Origin of the sequence: Streptomyces sp. GbtcB7, from assembly GCF_019091445.1 — a bacterium.
In the GTDB taxonomy this organism is placed as follows: domain Bacteria; phylum Actinomycetota; class Actinomycetes; order Streptomycetales; family Streptomycetaceae; genus Streptomyces; species Streptomyces mirabilis.
On record NZ_JAGXJM010000255.1, the window covers coordinates 1 to 284 of the forward strand.

1 protein-coding gene is annotated in these 284 nt (G+C 76.4%); it reads right to left on the reverse strand.

Features of this window, described 5'->3' with window-relative positions; all coding sequences use genetic code 11:
• Positions 1-275, reverse strand: a 275-nt coding sequence (locus KVT44_RS56020) for a hypothetical protein (protein WP_217576966.1), incomplete at its 3' end; no start/stop codon positions are given.
• Positions 276-284 lie beyond the last annotated feature (9 nt).

Consider the following 284-nt stretch of genomic DNA (forward strand, 5'->3'; position numbering starts at 1 on the left):
CCGATGTCGTCGGGCGTCTCGGCGGGGACCCCCCGCGCGCCGTCGGGCCCGCCGCGCGCCGGGGCCGCGCGGGCCTGCTCGATCGTGGGCGCGGGGCTGCGGGCCACGACGTCGAAACGCTGACCGCGCGCCGCCGAGGAGGGGGACACGACCGTGCCGTTCTCTGCCGCGATGCGCCAGGTGCCGCTCAGGCCCTCGAACGACACCGCATCGGCCGGGACGGGCAGCTGCGCCGAGGACAGGTCGAGCACCTCGACGGTCCGCGACGATTCCACGATCTCGAT